Annotated in this window: 16 protein-coding genes; 7 read left to right on the forward strand and 9 right to left on the reverse strand. The window is 64.2% G+C overall.

Features of this window, described 5'->3' with window-relative positions; all coding sequences use genetic code 11:
- Window positions 1-328: 328 nt before the first annotated feature.
- The 3 genes from J2R78_RS40715 to J2R78_RS40725 all read left to right on the forward strand — a co-directional run bounded on the left by J2R78_RS40715 (window position 329) and on the right by J2R78_RS40725 (window position 3,966).
- The gene (locus J2R78_RS40715) at window positions 329-868 is read left to right on the forward strand and encodes a TRAP transporter small permease subunit (protein ID WP_028334243.1); all 540 of its coding nucleotides are present in this window, start codon (window positions 329-331) and stop codon (window positions 866-868) included.
- Window positions 865-2,466, forward strand: a complete 1,602-nt coding sequence (locus J2R78_RS40720) for a TRAP transporter large permease subunit (protein WP_253609181.1) — start codon at window positions 865-867, stop codon at window positions 2,464-2,466. Before J2R78_RS40715 ends, J2R78_RS40720 begins: the two co-directional genes overlap by 4 nt.
- Window positions 2,467-2,685: 219 nt before the next feature.
- A complete protein-coding gene (locus J2R78_RS40725) occupies window positions 2,686-3,966 on the forward strand; it encodes a M20/M25/M40 family metallo-hydrolase (protein ID WP_253609182.1) in 1,281 nt (426 codons plus the stop codon).
- A gap of 35 nt (window positions 3,967-4,001) precedes the next feature.
- Here the strand turns inward: J2R78_RS40725 and J2R78_RS40730 are convergent, their stop codons facing one another.
- From J2R78_RS40730 to J2R78_RS40760, 7 genes are all read right to left on the reverse strand, one after another.
- Window positions 4,002-5,324, reverse strand: a complete 1,323-nt coding sequence (locus J2R78_RS40730) for a HAMP domain-containing sensor histidine kinase (RefSeq protein WP_253609183.1) — start codon at window positions 5,322-5,324, stop codon at window positions 4,002-4,004.
- Between the two features lie 2 nt (window positions 5,325-5,326).
- Window positions 5,327-6,001: a response regulator transcription factor gene (locus tag J2R78_RS40735; RefSeq protein ID WP_028344544.1), complete on the reverse strand. Its 675-nt coding sequence runs from the start codon at window positions 5,999-6,001 to the stop codon at window positions 5,327-5,329.
- A gap of 388 nt (window positions 6,002-6,389) precedes the next feature.
- A complete protein-coding gene (locus tag J2R78_RS40740) occupies window positions 6,390-7,478 on the reverse strand; it encodes a TRAP transporter substrate-binding protein (protein ID WP_092084397.1) in 1,089 nt (362 codons plus the stop codon).
- 342 nt (window positions 7,479-7,820) lie between these two features.
- The gene (locus J2R78_RS40745) at window positions 7,821-8,909 is read right to left on the reverse strand and encodes a TRAP transporter substrate-binding protein (protein WP_092084399.1); all 1,089 of its coding nucleotides are present in this window, start codon (window positions 8,907-8,909) and stop codon (window positions 7,821-7,823) included.
- Between the two features lie 306 nt (window positions 8,910-9,215).
- Window positions 9,216-9,365, reverse strand: a complete 150-nt coding sequence (locus J2R78_RS40750) for a hypothetical protein (RefSeq protein ID WP_229160782.1) — start codon at window positions 9,363-9,365, stop codon at window positions 9,216-9,218.
- A 293-nt stretch (window positions 9,366-9,658) separates the two neighbouring features.
- Window positions 9,659-10,789 carry an Mrp/NBP35 family ATP-binding protein gene (locus J2R78_RS40755; protein ID WP_253609184.1) on the reverse strand — a complete coding sequence of 377 codons (1,131 nt, stop codon included), beginning with the start codon at window positions 10,787-10,789 and terminating at the stop codon, window positions 9,659-9,661.
- A 57-nt stretch (window positions 10,790-10,846) separates the two neighbouring features.
- Window positions 10,847-11,284, reverse strand: coding sequence for a VOC family protein (locus J2R78_RS40760; protein ID WP_016843272.1), 438 nt, complete (start codon window positions 11,282-11,284; stop codon window positions 10,847-10,849).
- 200 nt (window positions 11,285-11,484) lie between these two features.
- Here J2R78_RS40760 and J2R78_RS40765 point away from each other — a divergent pair, with 200 nt between their 5' ends.
- The 4 genes from J2R78_RS40765 (at window position 11,485) to J2R78_RS40780 (ending at window position 15,299) form a co-directional block, all read left to right on the forward strand.
- Window positions 11,485-12,357 carry an NAD(P)-dependent oxidoreductase gene (locus J2R78_RS40765; RefSeq protein WP_253609185.1) on the forward strand — a complete coding sequence of 291 codons (873 nt, stop codon included), beginning with the start codon at window positions 11,485-11,487 and terminating at the stop codon, window positions 12,355-12,357.
- Window positions 12,358-12,621: 264 nt separating this feature from the next.
- Window positions 12,622-14,229: a HAMP domain-containing sensor histidine kinase gene (locus J2R78_RS40770; RefSeq protein ID WP_253609186.1), complete on the forward strand. Its 1,608-nt coding sequence runs from the start codon at window positions 12,622-12,624 to the stop codon at window positions 14,227-14,229.
- Between the two features lie 256 nt (window positions 14,230-14,485).
- The gene (locus J2R78_RS40775) at window positions 14,486-14,689 is read left to right on the forward strand and encodes a DUF1289 domain-containing protein (protein ID WP_253609187.1); all 204 of its coding nucleotides are present in this window, start codon (window positions 14,486-14,488) and stop codon (window positions 14,687-14,689) included.
- 19 nt (window positions 14,690-14,708) lie between these two features.
- Entirely contained in the window at window positions 14,709-15,299 is a 591-nt protein-coding gene (locus J2R78_RS40780) for a TIGR02281 family clan AA aspartic protease (RefSeq protein ID WP_253609188.1), read from the forward strand.
- A gap of 22 nt (window positions 15,300-15,321) precedes the next feature.
- Here J2R78_RS40780 and catC read toward each other — a convergent pair whose 3' ends face one another.
- Together catC and J2R78_RS40790 are read right to left on the reverse strand one after the other, a co-directional pair.
- Window positions 15,322-15,612, reverse strand: a complete 291-nt coding sequence (gene catC / locus J2R78_RS40785; RefSeq protein WP_253587165.1) for a muconolactone Delta-isomerase — start codon at window positions 15,610-15,612, stop codon at window positions 15,322-15,324.
- 87 nt (window positions 15,613-15,699) lie between these two features.
- On the reverse strand, window positions 15,700-17,277 hold the full coding sequence (locus J2R78_RS40790) for a 4-hydroxyphenylacetate 3-hydroxylase family protein (protein WP_253609189.1): 1,578 nt from the start codon (window positions 17,275-17,277) through the stop codon (window positions 15,700-15,702).
- Window positions 17,278-17,328 lie beyond the last annotated feature (51 nt).

Consider the following 17,328-nt stretch of genomic DNA (forward strand, 5'->3'; position numbering starts at 1 on the left):
CCCGACGCGCGGCCTGTCCCCCGATTACCAAGGCGGGACAACAGTTTGCCGCGGCGTCAATTTGTCCATTTTCCGATTGACGGCGTTCCACGGCGCTGATTTGGTGAATCAGCTTTCACGCTAGTCTGGCCAGCATAGGCCGCTGCCCTCCGTCGGCTCCTGCTGACGATCCCCGGCAGCCAAGAACGGCTGAAGCGGATTTCGGGGGAGGACGAACGTTTGCAACTGCTCCTGAAAGTGAGCCGTGGCTCCGTGCGCATGCGCGCGGCGGCCAGATGATGCTTGAAGAGATATTCGGCGCGCGGATGGCGCGACCGTGGAGATCGTGATGCGCCCATTGTTGGCATTAAGTCAGGCCATCGACCAACTCAACGAGAAGATCGGCTACATCTGCAACCTGCTGGTGCTGATCTCGTGCCTGGTCAGCGCCGGCAACGCCATGATCCGCTACGCGTTCAGCTACTCGTCGAACGGCTGGCTCGAGGCGCAGTGGTACATGTTCGCGATCCTCGTGATGTTCGGCGCCTCCTACACCTTCAAGCGCAACGAGCATGTCCGCGTCGAGATCATGTATCTGATGCTGTCCGAACGCGGCCAGCTCTGGCTCGACCTGATCGGAACGCTGTTCTTCCTGATCCCGGCCTGCCTCCTGCTCGCCTATCTGTCCTGGCCGTTCTTCTACCAGGCCTATGCAGTCGGCGAGATGAGCGGCAACGCCGGCGGCCTCTTACGCTGGCCGATCAAGTTCGTTATCCCGTCCGGCTTCGTGATGCTTGCGCTGCAAGGCGTCTCAGAGGTGATCAAGCGGATCGCCGCGCTGCAGGGCTACGTGACCATCGACGCGAAGTATGAGAGGCCGACTCAATGATCACGCTGGAGATGATGCCGCCACTGATGTTCGGCGGCCTGATCGTAGCGATGCTGATCGGTTATCCGGTGGCGTTCACGCTCGCCGCGGTCGGCCTGTCGTTCGGGTTCCTCTCGATCTATCTCGGCTTCTTCGACCTCAACTTCCTGCAGGCGATCCCGGGCCGCATCTTCGGCAGCGTGCTGTCCAACGAGCTGCTGCTGGCGATCCCGTTCTTCACCTTCATGGGCGCGATATTGGAGAGATGCGGGCTCGCCGAGGACATGCTGGATTCGATGGGCCAGCTGTTCGGCCCGATCCGCGGCGGCCTCGGCTATTCCGTGATCATCGTCGGCTTCATCCTCGGCGCCATCACCGGCACGGTGGCGGCGCAGGTGATCGCGATGGCGCTGATCTCGATGCCGGTGATGATCCGCTACGGCTACAACATCCGCTACATCACGGGCGTGCTCGCCGCCTCCGGCACCATCACGCAACTTGTCCCTCCCTCTCTCGTCCTGATCGTGCTTGCCGACCAGCTCGGCAAGTCGGTCGGCGACATGTATCTCGGCGCCTGGGGCCCGTCGGTGTTCCAGATCCTGCTGTTCGCCGGCTACACCTTCCTGCTCGGCATCTTCAAGCCGAGCCATGTGCCGGCGGTGCCGATCGAGGCGCGCACGCTGACCGGCTGGGCGCTGTGGAAGAAGTGCCTGCTCGGCATCATCCCCTCGGCGGTACTGATCTTCGTCGTGCTCGGCACCATGATGATGGGCCTTGCGACCCCGACGGAGGCCGGCGCCATGGGCGCGGTCGGCGCCATCGTGCTCGCCGCCATCCACCACAAGGATTTCAGCGCCACCGGCAACAAGGTGCTGATAACAGGCGTGATCGCCGGCGGCATCGGCACCATCATCGCGATGCTCTACAGCGAGAACCTGATCTTCAAGCTCGCCTTCGCGATCACCTACGCCGCGGTGGTCTGGATCTGCCTCGAGGCCGTCAAGATCCCGGACCTGCGCGACCTGATCAAGCAGGGCTACGAGACCACCATGCGGATCACTTGCATGGTCACCTTCATCCTGATCGGCTCGACCTGCTTCTCGGTCGTGTTCCTCGGCGTATCCGGCGGCACCTGGCTGGAGCACCATCTGACCTCGCTGCCCGGCGGCGTCTGGGGCTTCCTGATCTTCATCAACCTGTTCATCTTCTTCCTGGCGTTCTTCCTCGACTTCTTCGAGATCGCCTTCATCATCCTGCCGATGGTCGCGCCGATCGCGCAGAAGGTGCTGGCGCCGGTGGTCGGCCCCGACGCCGCGCTGATCTGGTTCGGCGTGATGCTCTGCGTCAACATGCAGACCTCGTTCCTGCATCCGCCGTTCGGCTTCGCGCTGTTCTATCTGCGCGGCGTGGCGCCCAAGGAAGTGAAGAGCTCGGACATCTACTGGGGCGCAATGCCGTGGATCGGCCTGCAGGCGATCATGGTGGCGCTGGTGATCGCGTTCCCGGTCGTCGTCACCGGACTGCTCGACAAGCCGCTCGATGTCGACCTCAACAAGGTCAAGATCGAGGTGCCGCAGATCGACCTCCCGCCGCTCGACTTCGGACAACCGAAGCAGTAGCCGGCATCAGCGCATTCGGCGTGCCCAGAGCATTTTCGGTTCTGATTGAATCAGAACCGAAGCTATGGATTGTTGTTCTAACGCGATTTCTTCACGCGAACCGGCGTCCACTTCGCTCGAAAGCGCTCTTGCGGGCGCGAGGCACGCCGCTGTTGACGGCACCGGCGAGGCCTGTGAAGACGGGGATACGGATCGTCCTCCAACTCACAGATCGCCGCCATGCCCCAAATGCGTCCCGCCCGCTCGTTCATTCGCCCGCTGATGCTGTCGTTTGGTTTGGCGCTCGCCGCGCCCGCAGCGCATGCAGCCGACCTTCGCGCGCTGGCGCAACAGGAACAGCAGCCGCTGCTCGACACCCTGCGCGACCTCGTGCAGATCGAATCCGGCAGCAAGGACATCGAGGGCCTGAACCAGCTCGCCGAGCGCGTCGCCGGCCAGCTCAAGCAGCTCGGCGGCACGGTCGATATCCTGCAGACCACCGATATCTACCGCCTCGACGACACGCCGGAGAAGATCGGTCCCGCCGTGCAGGCCGTCTTCAAGGGCACGGGCAGCGCGAAGATCATGCTGATCGCGCACATGGATACGGTGTATCTCAAGGGCATGCTGAAGGACCAACCCTTCCGCATCGATGGCGACAAGGCCTATGGGCTCGGCATTGCCGACGACAAGCAGGGCGTCGCCACCATCCTCCATGCCGTGGCGTTGCTGCAGAAGCTGAACTTCAAAAATTACGGTACGCTCACCGTGCTGATCAATGGCGACGAGGAGATCTCTTCGCCCGGCTGGCGCAGCACCATCACCCGCATCGCCGCGGAACAGGATGCCGTGTTCTCGTTCGAGGGCGGCGGCACCGACGGCACGCTGCGCCTCGCCACCAGCGGCATCGGCTCGGCCTATCTCACGGTGCACGGCAAGTCGTCGCATGCGGGCGCCAGGCCCGAAGGCGGCGTGAATGCGCTCTATGAGCTGTCACACCAGGTGCTGCAGATGAAGGACCTGTCCAAGCCGGAGCAGGGCCTGAAGCTGAACTGGACGGTGTCCAAGTCCGGCACCAACCGCAACGTGATCCCCGCCGAAGCCACCGCCCAGGCCGACGCGCGCGCGCTCAAGGTGGCGGATTTCGACGAGCTCGAGAGAGCCCTGCAGGACAAGATCAAGATTCGCCTGCTGCCGGACTCCAGGGTGGACGTGAAGTTCGAGGTGCGCCGCCCGCCGCTCGAGGCCACCGACGCCTCGCGCCGCATCGCAGGTTACGGCAAGACGATTTATCAGGAACTCGGCCTGTCGCTGAACGTGGCCGAGCGGGCCACGGGCGGCGGCACCGACGCGGCATTTGCCGCCCTCAAGACCAAGGGCGCCGTGGTGGAAGGCATGGGCCTGTCGGGCTTCGGCGCACACTCCAACGATGCCGAATTCGTGCAGATCAACAGCATCGTGCCGCGCCTGTATTTGACCACGCGCATGATCATGGATCTGTCCGACGGCAAGGTGAAATAGACCGGCAGGCTTACGGCACGGACTCGACAAGCCTCTCAGGACGGCTCCGCCTTGGCGAGGCGGAAGCGCAGCGTGAACTGGGCGCCGCCGGACGGCAGGTTCTCCACCCTCACCGTCGCATCGTGATCGTCGACGACGCCGCGCACGATCGAGAGCCCGAGCCCCGCGCCGTCGGTGCGCTGGCGATCGCTGCGCCAGAAGCGCTGGAAGATCAGGCCCTGCTCGGCGGGCGCAATCCCCGGCCCGCAGTCGCGCACCTGCACCGAACCGTTGTCGTGCACCTCGACATCGACCGATGTCTTGTCGGCGGTGTACTTGATGGCGTTCTCCGCCAGATTGAAGATCGCCCGCTGCAGCATCTCCGCATTGCCCCTGACCTGCACCGGACTGTCGGTGCCGCGCAGCGCGATGTCCTTCCGCTGCGCCAGCGCATAGGGCGCGATCGAGCCGACCACCTCGGCGCACACCGCGCGCAAATCCGCGGTTTCGCCGGGATCCAGCACCAGCGTGTCGAGCTCGGCGATCTCCAGCAGCTGGCTGACGATGCGGCTCATGCTCTCGATGTCGGCATGCAGCTCCCCGGTCCCCTTGGCCGCATCGAGCGTCTCGATCCGGGTCCTGAGGATCGCAAGCGGCGTGCGCAGCTGATGGGCGGCATCGGCCGTGAACTGGCGCTGCACGTGAAAGCCTTCCTCAAGGCGATCGAACGCCTGGTTGACGGCGGTCACCAGCGGCAGGATCTCGCTCGGAATCCCCTCCGTCGGAAGGCGGATATCGGTCCTTGCCGGCCCGATGCTTCTCGCCTCCTCCGAGGCCCGCAACAGCGGTGTCACCGCGCGGCGGAAGATCAGGATGTCGGTGGCAAGCAGGATCAGAAGGATCGGGATGGTGATCCAGCCGACCCGCCGAAAGAAATTGGAGACGATGTCGTCGATGATGACGTCGCGATGCGACAGGTCCTCGGCGACCAGGATGCGCAGCGTCTGGCCGCCGAGCAGCTTGGTGACGCTGGCACCGGAAATCCGGTTGGCGGACGCCGGCAGTCGCGGCGCCTCGCGATGCGACGAGAACAGCAGGTGACCGTCGGCATCGTAGATGTCGTAACGGTAGCGGCCATAGGCGTCGGAATAGAGTCCCTTCAGGCTGTCCGGCAGGTTGAGCTGCACCTTGCCCGCGGCATCGACCGAGAGGTTCTGGCCGAGATCGGCGGCCTGGTCGCGCATCGCTTCGCGATGCAGCTGATTGATCTCCGAATTCAACAGCCACAGCAGCAGCAGCGGCAGGAAGATCGCCGCGACCGCGACCGCCACGATGTGCAGGAACACGATCCGCGACGTCAGCGACTTGAAGCGGAACACGCCTACTTCTCCTCCGCCATCAGATAACCGACGCCCCGAATGGTATGGATGATGACCCTGGCGCGGTGTTCCGTGAGCAGCTTGCGCAGCCGCGACACGTAGACCTCGACCGCGTTCGAGGCGACCTCGCCGGACAGGCCGAAGATGTGGTCCTCGACATTCTTCTTCGGCACCACCCGCCCCTGCCGCCGCAACAGGATCTCCAGCACCGACGTCTCGCGCGCCGAGAACACGTGCGGAGCGCCGTCGACGAACACCTGCTTGCTCTCGGTGTCGTAGACCAGATTGGCGAGCTTCAGCGAGGAGCCGAGCAACTGGCCGGGTCGGCGCAGGATGGCTTCGAGCCGCGCCACCAGCTCCTCCAGCGCGAACGGCTTCGCCAGATAGTCGTCCGCGCCGCTGCGCAGGCCACTGACCCGATCCTGCAGGCCGCCCCGCGCGGTCAGCACCAGGACCGGCAGCGGATCGGTCTTGCGGCGAAGCTCCGACAGCACCGACAAGCCATCGCCGTCGGGCAGACCGAGATCGAGGATCATGGCGGCATAACTGACGCTGCGCAGCGCATCGCGCGCCTCGGCAACGCTGTTGACGACATCGGACTCGTATCCCGCCGCCATCAGCCCGCTTGCGAGCAGCCGCGAGAGCTCGACATTGTCCTCGACGATCAGAAGGCGCATCGCAGCAATCCTGACTTCATTCAATCGATCTTCTCCTTGCTGTCGTCAAAACAAGACGCATGCGAAGGTGACGTCTCGATGGCTACACAAGCGCATGTTGCTCCAGCTAGTGTTACTGCCCCGAAAACAGATACCGCCTACCCGCTGCAATCAAAATCTACGCCAGGCGCCTGTGATTGCGCCCGTGTAAGGCTGACGTCAGCTAGCCATGATAACATAACGGATTGCACGTTCGCGCCCGGAGATCGAGAACTGGCAGCTGCCGCTACGGCCAGCGGCCGGCGGTCATGCGTCTTCGCAAGCCGCGTCGCGCCGCGGCCGTGATCGCGGCATGGAAAAGCCCCGGCGCTTTCGCTCCGAGGCTGATTTCCTGTCCAACTCGCAGCAATCACGCCTGCGAATGGCGCGCCATGAAATTGTCGTAGCCGACCTCGGCGACCTGGAACCATTGATAGCCGTTGTTGGAGAACGAGGTCAGCGAGTCATAGACCTTCTTGAAGTTGGCATTGGTCGCCGAAACCTCGGCATGCAGCTCCTTGGCGGCCTTGAAGGAAGCTTCCATCACCGCAGGCGGAAACGGACGCAGCTTGGTGCCGACCGCAAGCAGCTTCTTCAGTGCGATCGGATTGGCTTGGTCATAGCGCGCCATCATCCAGTTGTTGGCGAGATGGCCGGCCTGCTCGAGCACGAACTGATAGTGCTTCGGCAGTGCGTTCCACTTGTCGAGGTTGATCATCGCCACCAGCATGGGGCCGCCCTCCCACCAGCCGGGGAAGTAATAGTTCGGCGCGACCTTGTAGAAGCCGAGCTTCTCGTCGTCGTAGGGACCGACCCACTCGGCCGCATCGATGGTGCCCTTCTCCAGCGCCGGATAGATATCGCCGCCGGCGAGCTGCTGCGGCACCGCGCCGAGCTTCTGCATCACCTTGCCGGCAAAGCCGCCGATGCGGAATTTGAGGCCCTTGAGATCGTCGACGCTGGTGATCTCCTTGCGGAACCAGCCACCCATCTGGCAGCCGGTGTTGCCGGCGAGCAGCGAGGTGACGTTGTAGCTCTTGTAGAACTCGTTGAGCAGCTCCTTGCCGCCGCCCAGCATGAACCAGGCCTGGTTGAGGCGCATGTTGGGCCCGAACGGCACCGCGGAGCCGAAGGTGAAGGTCGGGTCCTTGCCGAAATAATAATAGGGCGCGGTGTGCCCCATCTCGACGGTGCCGTTCTGCACGGCGTCGAGCACCTGCAGGCCCGGCACGATCTCGCCCGCGGCAAAAGTCTGGATCTGGAATTTGTTGTCGGTGGCTTCACCGACCGCCTTCGCCATCAGCTCGGCGCCGCCGTGCAGCGTGTCGAGCGACTTCGGCCAGCTCGTCGTCAGGCGCCACTTGAGCTCCGGCATCGACTGCGCGATCGCGGGAGCTGCGACCGTGGCGGCGCCGGCGACGCCCAGACCCGTGACCTTGATGAAATCTCTTCGCTTCATTTGAATCCTGCCCTGTTCGATTGTGTTGTCCGAGCGTCGACTGTTTTCGATCGTCGCGCCGCTTTTCTTTTTGCCGTCATGACCGGTGACCGATCACACGCCGCCTTCGTGCCGAGGCTTCGGATGCGAGCATGGAACATCCCCTTCACGAATGCCAGACGCAAAAAAACCGGCCTCCTTGCGGAGGCCGGGCAATGCGTTCGCGTCGCGCGAACGCTCGTCCAAAAGGCTAGAGCGTTTTCGAGCGAAGTGGATACCGGTTCGCGTGAAGAAAACGCGTCAAAACAAGAATCTAGAGCCCCGTTCCGATTCCATCGGAACGGGAAAAGCTCTAGACGCCGATCAGCCGCGGGTGCGCGAGCGGATCATGAAGCTGTCGAAGGTGTATTCGGCGACCTGCCACCACAGATACTGGTCGGAGCGGTACGCCTGCATGGCCTCGATCGACTTCTTGAAGTCGGCATTCTTGGCCGAGATTTCACCCCACAGCTCGTTGGTCGCCTTGAGGCAGGCCTCGAGCACCTCGTTGGTGAACGGACGCAGCTGCGTGCCGCCGGCAACCAGCCGCTTCAGCGCGGAGGGGTTCTGCATGTCGTAGCGCGCGGCCATCCAGCTGTTGGCGTTGGCGGCGCCGTTGGCCAGGATCGCCTGGTAGTTCTTCGGCAGCGCGTTCCACTTCTCCAGGTTGACGAAGGAGTGCACGGTCGGACCGCCTTCCCAGAAGCCCGGGTAGTAGTAGTACTTGGCGACCTTCTGGAAGCCGAGCTTCTCGTCGTCATAGGGACCGACCCACTCGGCCGCGTCGATGGTGCCCTTTTCGAGCGCCGGATAGATGTCGCCGCCGGCGAGCTGCTGCGGCACCACGCCGACCTTCTGCAGCACCTGGCCGGCAATGCCGCCGATCCGCATCTTCAGGCCCGACATGTCGGCGACGGTCTTGATCTCCTTGCGGAACCAGCCGCCCATCTGGGTGCCGGTGTTGCCGGTCGGGAAACCGATCACGCCGAACTTCTTGAAGAACTCGTTGCCGAGCTCCTGGCCACCGCCCTGATACCACCAGGAGTTCTGCATGCGGGCATTGAGACCGAACGGCACCGACGCGTAGATCGCGAAGGTCGGGTCCTTACCGACATAGTAGTAGGCGACGGTGTGCGACATCTCGACCGTGCCGTTGGAGGTCGCGTCCAGCGCCTGCAGGCCGGGGACGACTTCGCCCGCCGCGAACACCTGGATCTGGAACTTGTTGTCGGTCATTTCGGCGACGTACTTCGACAGCTCGACGGCACCGCCATAGATGGTGTCCAGCGACTTCGGGAAGCTCGAGGTCAGGCGCCACTTGATTTCAGGCGATGACTGCGCGATCGCCGGCGCGGCAACCGCCGTCGCGGCAGCACCGGCCGCAGAAACTTTCAAAAAATCACGACGCTTCATCGTAAGACTTCTCCTTCAGGGGCGTTTCCCAGTGACCGCAAGCAGTTCTCCGGCAGGCGCATGAAGGCTTGCCGAGGCGCTCTGGGTCGGCCCTTTAACACGGAAGGTGGCTTCACGGAAACGCGACAATGGCATGACCGCGCCAATTAAACGAAAGTCTGATGAGGCTGGAAATCAGCCGGAAAATGCGCCTTCAAGCAGCGACGATGACGCCTGGCAGGTGGCCGCGGAGCTGCCGCCGACCGCGCGGTAAATCGCCGCGTGCGGCCGTCCGGTCCGCTCTCAACCACCGGGTTACGGGAGCAATCAGCGCCGCGTCGTCGCCCGCGCCTTCTTGGCTTGATCAGCCAAATACCGCCCGCGCCGGATCCAGCTTTGCGCGGTTGTCTTGCTGACACCATACGTCTTGGCGATCACCTCGGCGGCCTCGCCGATCGAGTCGGATTTCTTGGCCATGTTGAACGCCAGCCGGGAGGCCTCTGCGCGCTTCTCCCGCGTCAGATGTTTGCGGTGCTGCTTGTTTGCTTCGCGTGATGCTGCCATGTCGATGGTCGCCTCACGGCCCCTTCCCGCAGTTTTGGCTTCACCCGTGGCCGCCTTCCGCTGATCGAAGGGTGGTACGATTCGGCCACTCCTGCATAAACATACAGGCCGGAACCGATTCAGCAATCGTCCAAAGGCCACGAGCCTGTGAAGAAAGCCCGCCGGGCTCCCGACGCTTCGCGACCAATCGGCCCAGCAGCGCAGGCTCAGGCTGCCGCGATGACGCCTTGCAGCTGCTCGCGGACCTTGCCGCCGATCGCGCGGTAGATCGCCGCGTGCGGGCCGTCCGGTTCGCTCTCGACCACCGGGTTGCCGGCATCGGAGGCGGTGCGGATCGCGATGTGCAGGGGGATTTCGCCGAGGAACGGCACCCCCAGCTTCTCGGCTTCGTGGCGGGCGCCGCCATGGCCGAAGATATCCGAGCGGGTGCCGCAATGCGGGCACTGGAAATAGCTCATGTTCTCGACGATGCCGAGCACCGGCACGTTGACCTTCTTGAACATCGCAAGCCCGCGCCGGGCGTCGATCAGCGAGAGGTCCTGCGGGGTCGAGATGATGATGGCGCCCTTGAGCGGGACATTCTGCGCCAGCGTGAGCTGGGCATCGCCGGTGCCGGGCGGCATGTCGACCACGAGCACGTCGAGCGTGCCCCAGGCGACGTCGCGCAGCATCTGGGTGATCGCCGACATCACCATCGGCCCGCGCCAGATCATCGCGGTGTCTTCCTCGACCAGGAAGCCGATCGACATGATCGACAGGCCGAAGCGCTGTAGCGGGACCATCTTCTTGTCGTCATTGAGCTGCGGCTTCTCGCGGATGCCGGTCAGCCGCGGCACCGACGGGCCGTAGATGTCGGCGTCAAGCAGCCCGACGCGCAGGCCGAGGTCGCGCAGACCGAGCGCGAGGTTGAGCGCCGTGGTCGATTTGCCGACGCCGCCCTTACCGGAGGCGACGGCGATGACGGCGGAGATGCCGGGGATCTCGGCCTGCCGGGCCATCGGCGATTGCCCGCCGGGCGGATGCGGATGACGATGGGCGGACGCCGGCGGGACGCCGCCGGCCGGCCGCGGCGCGGGCGCCGCACCGCCCGCCTTGCGCTCGGCGGTCAGCGCGATCATCGCGACGCTGACGCCGGGAATGGCGCGTACGGCGTTCTCGGCCTGCGCACGCACGCTCTCCCAGGCGCGCGCCTCCGCGGCGTCGACATTGATCGAGAAGAACACCTTGCCGTCGGTGACCGTGATCGCCGACAGCACATTGGCGTTGGTCAAGGCCGTGCCGCGTGGCGACATCACCTTGGCAAGGCAATCGAGAACCTGTTGCTGCGTCACGCTCACCGCGCATCTCCTGGAAAGTTCAAGAGACCGACCCATAGAGCGTTGCAGCGCAAAAGGCTACCTCGCTCCGACGTCGTCCCGCCGCTCGGCCGGCGCAGCCGAGCCGCCTTCCTTGGCGGCCTCGTAGTTCAGCTCGATCATGACCCCGTTCGGGTCGTTGACGAAGATCTGCCAGAGATCGCCGCCGGGAACCTGGCGCGAGTCGAATTCCATCCCCTTGGACTGAAGCCGCTGCCGCATCCCATCGAAGCCCTGGCTGGCAAAGGCGACGTGATGGACGACGCCCGAGTCAGGCTTTTGTGCCTCGTCGGTCGCCGAAATATCGACCAGATGCACGACCGCCTTGCCCTCGCTGTACATCCACGCACCGGGGAACGCGAAGTTCGGCCGCGCGCCCTTTTCCAGGCCCAGAATGTCCTCATAGAACCGCACCGTGGCGGAGAGATTCCGGGTCCGGATATTGAAATGATCGAGCACACCGACGCTCATGCCCATGCGAGACACTCCCTTTTTTGTGAAGTTCGTTGGTGGGCCGATCCTAGCACAAAACCGCCTTCTGCCATCCCACCAAGGCCGTTGCCCTCCGCTGCACAGGGGGTATGGTGCGGCTCCTTCCATGGACGGAATGCCCTGCCCGCCGCGAATTTGCCGGCAGGCGAAGGGCGATCACCACGGCAAATCACAAGGTAACAGATATGGCTAAAGTCGCTTTTCTCGGTCTCGGCGTGATGGGTTTCCCGATGGCGGGACACCTCGTGAAAAAAGGCGGCCATGAGGTCACCGTGTACAACCGGACCGCGGCGAAGGCGAAGGAATGGGCCGACAAGTTCGGCGGCAAGACGGCGCCGACCCCGAAGGCCGCCGCCGAAGGCCAGGATTTCGTGATGTGCTGCGTCGGCAACGACAACGACCTGCGCGCGGTCACGATCGGCCCCGACGGCGCCTTCGCCGGGATCCGGAAGGGCGCGACCTTCGTCGATCACACCACCGCCTCCGCCGAGGTCGCCCGCGAGCTCGATGCCGCCGCGACCAAGGCCGGCTTCAAATTCGTCGACGCGCCGGTGTCGGGCGGCCAGGCCGGCGCCGAGAACGGCGTGCTGACGGTGATGTGCGGCGGCACCGAAGACGCCTATGCGGGCGCCGAGCCGATCATCACCGGCGCTTACGCGCGGATGTGCAAATTGCTCGGCCCGGCCGGCGCCGGCCAGCTCACCAAGATGGTCAACCAGATCTGCATCGCAGGTCTGGTTCAGGGCCTGTCCGAGGGCATCCACTTCGCCAAGAAGAGCGGCCTCGACGTCGCCGCCGTGATCGAAACCATCTCCAAGGGCGCGGCGCAGTCCTGGCAGATGGAGAACCGCTACAAGACCATGAACGAGGGCAAGTACGATTTCGGCTTCGCGGTCGAGTGGATGCGCAAGGACCTCTCGATTGCGCTGGCGGAGGCCCGCCGCAACGGCGCCACCCTGCCCGCCACCGCGCTGGTCGACCAGTTCTATGCCGAGGTCGAGAAGATGGGCGGCAAGCGTTGGGACACGTCGAGCCTGCTGGCCCGTCTGCAGCGCTAGTTCCTCCTCGCATACGGCCATGGTGATCCGCGCCGGCGGGTCACCTGCCACGTGACCTCGTCGCCTATGTTTGCGGACGCCGGGGCGCGACCGGTGGCGATTGCGAGCCTCCATTCGCAACGGCGCGGCGCCCGTGCGCAAAAGTTAATTTAACTTCCCGTTTACGCTTTTCCTTAGCTCTTTAAGGCAACGCTTAATGATTTAGCGTCACAGATAGACAATGCAAAAAGCCCGCGCGGTTCGTGGGCAGGATTTGTGTTGTTGATGAGTAATCCCGCAGAAAAGCCTGAAGTTGTAGCGCTTCCGGCAGGACCTCAGGTGACGGCGCCGGTGAACAGCCGGCGCGTCGCCGCGCAGCGGGTGCGCGAGGCGCGGGATCGGTTAACGTCAACCAGTGGAACCCGCCCGGCGTTCGACGCCGAACTGCTCCGTCAATACGCCCAGACCCGGATCTCGGCGTCCTACGTCGTGATGCTGCTCGTGGTGGCAACCGGCGTGCTGTTTGGCCTCTGGATGAGGCCGATCGTGGCCGGCGCCTGGACGGTCGGCATCCTCTGCGTCCATCTCGCGATCATCCGCAGCTGCGCCCGCTTCCTCGCCGAGCCGACCTCGGTCGCGGTGACCCGCAAATGGCGGACCCGCTTCGTGCTGCTCGACCTGCTCTACGGGCTGTGCTGGACCGCGATCCTGATCCACCCCGCCGGGCGCGATCTCGCCTCCAACACGCTGATGATGTTTTTGATGCTGCTGGTGATCGCAGTCTCCAGCATGCTGGCCGCGAGCCTGCCGATCGCAGCCCTTGCGGCGACCGTTCCGGTAACAGTCGGGATCGCGCTCGACCTCGTGCTCAACGGCGCGTTCGACAATTACGTGCTGGCGCTGCTGGCGCTTGCGGCCGAAGGCTATTTTGCCCTGCTCGCGCACCGCCTGCATTCGACCACGCTGGCGACGCTGGAGGCCCGCGCCGAAAAGGATGCGCTGATCGGTGAGCTGGAACAGGCCAAGGCGATCTCCGACGAGGCGCGACACCGCGCCGAGTCCGCCAACGTCGCCAAGTCGCGCTTCCTCGCCCAGATGAGCCACGAACTGCGCACACCGCTCAATGCGATCCTCGGCTTCTCCGAGGTGATGAAGAGCGAGATTTTCGGCGCGCATACCGTGCCCGTGTACAAGGAATATTCCGCCGACATCCATAATTCCGGCGTGCACCTGCTCAATCTCATCAACGAGATACTCGACCTGTCGCGGATCGAGGCCGGCCGCTACGAGCTGAACGAAGAGGCCGTAGCGCTGGTGCATGTCGTTGCCGACTGCCACCATCTCCTGAAGCTGCGCGCCTCCAGCCGCGGCATCACCATCCACGAGGTGTTCGAGCACGGCATGCCCAGGATCTGGGGCGACGAGCGCGCCATCCGCCAGGTCGTGCTCAACCTGCTCTCCAACTCGATCAAGTTCACGCCGCAGGGCGGCGAAATCTGGCTGAAGGTCGGCTGGACGGCGTCGGGCGGGCAATATCTGAGCGTCAAGGACACCGGCAGCGGCATCGCCGAGGACGAGATCCCGGTCGTGCTGGCCTCCTTCGGCCAGGGCTCCAACTCGATCAAGTCGGCGGAACAGGGCGCGGGCCTTGGCCTGCCGATCGCGAAAAGCCTGATCGACATGCATGGCGGCACCTTCACGCTGAAGTCGAAGCTGCGCATCGGCACCGAGGTGATCGTCACCTTGCCACCGGAACGGGTGATGAGCGCGCTGGCGCCAATGACTGAAGAAGCGCCGCCGATGCAGCCGCCGGAGCCCGTCGAGCCCGCGATGGGCGCCGACCGGAAACGCGTGCGCCGCAAGTCGATCATGAGTGCCGGCACCGGATTGTAGAGCATGTCGCGGAAGATCGTGACGCGGTTATCGCCAGAGCCCTTTCCGTTTCGATGGATTCGGAACGGGGCTCCAGATTTTGGTTCTGACGCGTTCTCTTTACGCGAACCGGTATCCACTTCGCTCGAAAACGCTTTGGCAACAAACCCAAGGCGTTCGCGCCAGGACCATGCTCGCGACAAAATGCCGAGGCGTGATGCTGCATCCCATGTCAACCGGCTTGCACCGGCCGCCGAAACCGTTCAACACTTGAACAATGAGCTCAGAGACGCCGTGTATCGCAGTCTGCATGATGGACCCCAGGACGAAGCTCTGCTTCGGCTGTGGCCGCACGCTCCCGGAGATCGCGCGCTGGCACAGGATGGACCGCACGGAGCGGCTGTCGGTGATGGCGACGCTGCCGGCCCGCATGGCCGAGGCTGGGCTCGAGCGCATGGAGCCGCGTCCGAAGCGCGCGTGATCGCGGCGGGAGTTGCGCCGTGACCCGTATCCTCCTCGTCATCGTGCTGCTGATGGCAACCGCCGGCGCCGTCGTTGCCTATGGCGACCCCGAGCAGATCGCCCGCGCCAGGGAGAATCTGACCCAGATCTTCGGCCGCAGCATCACCGCCGCAGCCTCCACCTCCAGCTCCGCCCCCGCGGTGCAGATCGCGCGCGGCCAGGGCGGCGAGTTCGCGTTCCGCGCCAAGATCAACGGCGTCAGCGCCCCGATGGTGATCGACACCGGCGCGACCTCGGTCGTGCTGACCTGGGAAACCGCGAAAGCGATCGGGCTGCCGATCGATATGCTCGAATACAATGTCGACCTCGAGACCGCCGGCGGTCACACCAAGGCGGCTCGGCTGACGCTCGACCGGCTAGCGGTCGGCAAGCTGGTCGAGAAATCGGTGCCGGCGCTGGTGGTGCAGCGCGGGCAGATGAAGACCAACCTGCTCGGCATGAGCTTCCTCGACCGGCTCGAGAGCTGGGGCGTTCGCGCCGACACGCTGAGCCTGACCGGCTACCCCGACGTCACCGGCAGCATCAACACCTCAAGTCGCCACCGGCGCCCGCGTACGGCCGTCGACTAGCGCGACGGCGCCTACTCCACCGCTACCGATCGTCGTCGTGAATCGACGACGGGTGCCGGCACAGCGGCGTGACCTGGATCTCCATGAACGGAAACAGCGGCAGGCTCGACAGGATGTCGTGCAATTCCTGCGCGCCGGACACGTCGAAGATACTGACATTGGCGTAGCGCCCCGCCACCCGCCACAGATGGCGCCAGGCCCCCGTACGCTGCAGCTCCATGGCGCGGACGCGTTCCGCCTGTTTCAGCGCGTCGACCTTCTCGACCGGGAGATCGTGCGGAATCCGCACATCCATTTCGACGTGGAACAGCATGACAAGTGAACCCCTTCTGCGACAAGATGGAACAGCGTGGAGCCGCCACGCAACTGTGGCGGCTCCATTGATCCGTCTAACAGATCGTCAGCCCTGCACCAGACCGCGGCTGACGAGGTTGATGTCGTCGGGGTTGACGAGGTCCTTCGCCGTCCAACCGGAGACGTCGTAGTCGCTCATGCAATTGCGGACGAAATCCTGCATGGCGCCAAGGTCGCCGGTGGCGCTCGCGGCCATCAGCGTCTCGACGCGCAGGTTCTCGTAATTGCCCGCATAGTTGCGCTCGTAGAGCTCATGCCGGCCGCCAAACTCGGAGCCGACCGCGTCCCAGAGCAGCTTCAGCAGCTTGATCCGGTCGATCGCGGCATAGCCGTTGGAACCGCGCACGAAGCGGTCGAGATAGGGCCGGATCGCCTCGCTCTCCAGATCGGCCGAACTCGACGGCAGATAGATCAGGCCGCTCGCGACATGGCTCTCGATCAACTCCTTGATCCGCGGATAGGCCATCGGTGCGAAGACGCGATAGGCCAGCCCGTAGTTCAGGTTCGGCAGATTGTAGCCCTCGGTCCCCTGCCAGGCGATCGGCGACTTCACCATCGCATCCGCAATGCCGTGGAACAGATTGCGCCAGGCGATCACCTCGCCCACCGCCGTCTGCACGCCGCGGAAGTCCTTCGACCCGGTCGCCTCGACCGCCATCGAGAACAGGCCGGCGATGAAGTCGAGCTTGACGGCAAGTCGCGTCACGCCGTGCAGCGTGAATCGCGGGATGAAGCCCGAGGCCGGGAAGAACTGATTGATCTTGTCGACATCGCCATAGATGAAGACGTTCTCCCAGGGCACCAGCACCTTGTCGAACACGAGGATCGAGTCGTTCTCGTCGAAGCGGCTGGACAGCGGATAGTCGAACGGCGAGCCGGTCGCCGCCGCCGTGAATTCGTAGGACGAGCGGGCAATCAGCTTGATGCCCTTGGCATCCATCGGCGCCGTGAAGATCAGCGCGAACGACTTATCCTTGATCGGAATACCGTAGTGGGCGATGAAGTTGTAGTGCGTCAGCGCCGAGCCGGTCGCGACCACCTTCGCGCCCGAAACGATCAGGCCGGCGTCTGTCTCCTTCTCGACATGCATGAAGACGTCGCGCACCTCCTCGATGGCGCGGTCGCGATCGATCGGCGGATTGACGATGGCATGATTCCAGAAGTCCAGACGCTCCTGGGTCCGGGCATACCACTTCTTCGCATTGCCGGCGTAATCGCCATAGAAGCTTGAATTCGCCCCCAGCGTGCCGAGGAACGACGCCTTGTAGTCCGGCGAGCGGCCCATCCAGCCGAACGCAACCTTCTGCAATTCGGCAATCGCATCGCGGCCCTTGACGAGGTCGTCGGCCGTCTTCGAGCCGAGGAAGAACGGATGGGTCAGCTGTCCCGAGCCGGTATCGGTCAGGACGCCGATCTGATCCTTCTTCTCATGGAAACGGTCGTACCAGCGCGCCACCATCCGCGCCGAATTGCGGAAGGCGGGATGCTGGGTGACGATCTTGACGCGCTCGCCGTAGATGTAGATTTCCCGGCCGTCCTGGATGCTGTCCAGGAATTCCGCACCGGTATAGACGCTGGTGGTTGACGCTGGCACGTCGGCCCGCAGGGCTGCTGCTGTAGTCATGGGTTTCTCCTCCGCTTGTGTCGCTGGACCGGCGGCGTTGCCACACCGGCC

Origin of the sequence: Bradyrhizobium sp. USDA 4538, from assembly GCF_024171045.1 — a bacterium.
GTDB lineage: Bacteria > Pseudomonadota > Alphaproteobacteria > Rhizobiales > Xanthobacteraceae > Bradyrhizobium > Bradyrhizobium australafricanum.

Bases quoted from the DNA above. Each gene is read 5' to 3' on its own strand.
- J2R78_RS40715 (WP_028334243.1), top strand. From the start codon at position 329: ATGCGCCCATTGTTGGCATTAAGTCAGGCCATCGACCAACTCAACGAG.
- J2R78_RS40720 (WP_253609181.1), top strand. From the start codon at position 865: ATGATCACGCTGGAGATGATGCCGCCACTGATGTTCGGCGGCCTGATC.
- J2R78_RS40725 (WP_253609182.1), top strand. From the start codon at position 2,686: ATGCCCCAAATGCGTCCCGCCCGCTCGTTCATTCGCCCGCTGATGCTG.
- J2R78_RS40735 (WP_028344544.1), bottom strand. From the start codon at position 6,001: ATGCGCCTTCTGATCGTCGAGGACAATGTCGAGCTCTCGCGGCTGCTC.
- J2R78_RS40740 (WP_092084397.1), bottom strand. From the start codon at position 7,478: ATGAAGCGAAGAGATTTCATCAAGGTCACGGGTCTGGGCGTCGCCGGC.
- J2R78_RS40745 (WP_092084399.1), bottom strand. From the start codon at position 8,909: ATGAAGCGTCGTGATTTTTTGAAAGTTTCTGCGGCCGGTGCTGCCGCG.
- J2R78_RS40750 (WP_229160782.1), bottom strand. From the start codon at position 9,365: ATGGCCAAGAAATCCGACTCGATCGGCGAGGCCGCCGAGGTGATCGCC.
- J2R78_RS40760 (WP_016843272.1), bottom strand. From the start codon at position 11,284: ATGGGCATGAGCGTCGGTGTGCTCGATCATTTCAATATCCGGACCCGG.
- J2R78_RS40765 (WP_253609185.1), top strand. From the start codon at position 11,485: ATGGCTAAAGTCGCTTTTCTCGGTCTCGGCGTGATGGGTTTCCCGATG.
- J2R78_RS40770 (WP_253609186.1), top strand. From the start codon at position 12,622: ATGAGTAATCCCGCAGAAAAGCCTGAAGTTGTAGCGCTTCCGGCAGGA.
- J2R78_RS40775 (WP_253609187.1), top strand. From the start codon at position 14,486: ATGAGCTCAGAGACGCCGTGTATCGCAGTCTGCATGATGGACCCCAGG.
- catC (WP_253587165.1), bottom strand. From the start codon at position 15,612: ATGCTGTTCCACGTCGAAATGGATGTGCGGATTCCGCACGATCTCCCG.
- J2R78_RS40790 (WP_253609189.1), bottom strand. From the start codon at position 17,277: ATGACTACAGCAGCAGCCCTGCGGGCCGACGTGCCAGCGTCAACCACC.